Consider the following 1,021-nt stretch of genomic DNA (forward strand, 5'->3'; position numbering starts at 1 on the left):
CCCCCTCGCCATCGTCCACGAGCTGGAACGTCCCCTCGACAATCCGCCGCCGCGTGCCGTCGAAGCTGCCATGCTGGCCGAAGAAGGTGCCGGCTCCGTTGATCCCGCCCTCGCCCACTTCCAAGGTGCCATCCGCATCAAACGCCACGTCGTTGCGTGTGGCCAGCAGACTGCACTCGTCGTTGTTCCGCAGAGCGGATGTGACCGGCTGGCTCGGGTCGTCGATGTCGCTGCAGAGCTCGCGCAGGCGCTGACCTTCGATGAACCGGTTACGGGCTGATCGGGTCGTGTCCTGCTGGGCGGCCACAGCTGCGCGCAGGTGGTTCTCTTCGACGTCTCGGACGATGGCTTCCACCTCGTCGCGACGCTCCTCAAAGAGCTCCGAGGGCGTGTCGGTGACATTCGCCACCCCCACCGTCACGATCTGCTGGCTCACGTTGCCGTTCGCGTCGGTGGCCGTGACAACAACGACATAGCTGTTGTCGGCGTCCTGGTCCTTGGGATTTTCGAAGTCGGGAGCTATTACGAAGCGCAGCTCGCCCGTGGTGGGGTCCATGCCAAAGTGGGCGGCATCCACCCCGCCCGCGATGGACCAGGTGACCATCTCATTGGCGGTGAAGGTTGCGACCGTCGTGGTGCCTTCGTCCACGCTGGTGGCGGACCGTCCTGCCCCTGGCAGACCTGACGGACCGCTGATCTGCGGCGCGACGGTGTCCTCGACTGTCACCGCGAACACGATCTCGGTCATGTTGCCCTCGGCATCCATGGCGATCACCGTGAGGAGATAGACGTTGTCCCCATCCATGTCGGCGGGCGTGTCGAACTCCGGCGCCCTCCGGAAGCGCAACTCGCCGGTGACCGGGTCGATCCGGAAAGCGCCCGCGTCACCCCGACTGGCCAGTGACCAGGTCACCGGCTCGTCGGAGTGGAAGGTGGCTACGAGGGTCCGCCCCTCGGGAATGCGCTGGGATTGCTCCTGCGCCGTTCCATCAGGTCCGGTGACCACAGGCGGCGTGCCCTC

At 66.0% G+C, this 1,021-nt stretch carries 1 protein-coding gene; it reads right to left on the reverse strand.

All coding sequences use genetic code 11. The annotated features are described in order from the left end of the window. Nucleotides 1-1,021, reverse strand: a 1,021-nt coding sequence (locus FHG66_RS21805) for a cadherin repeat domain-containing protein (RefSeq protein ID WP_176556395.1), incomplete at both ends; no start/stop codon positions are given.

It is taken from the genome of Rubellimicrobium rubrum (assembly GCF_006152115.1).
Taxonomy (GTDB): Bacteria; Pseudomonadota; Alphaproteobacteria; order Rhodobacterales; family Rhodobacteraceae; genus Rubellimicrobium; species Rubellimicrobium rubrum.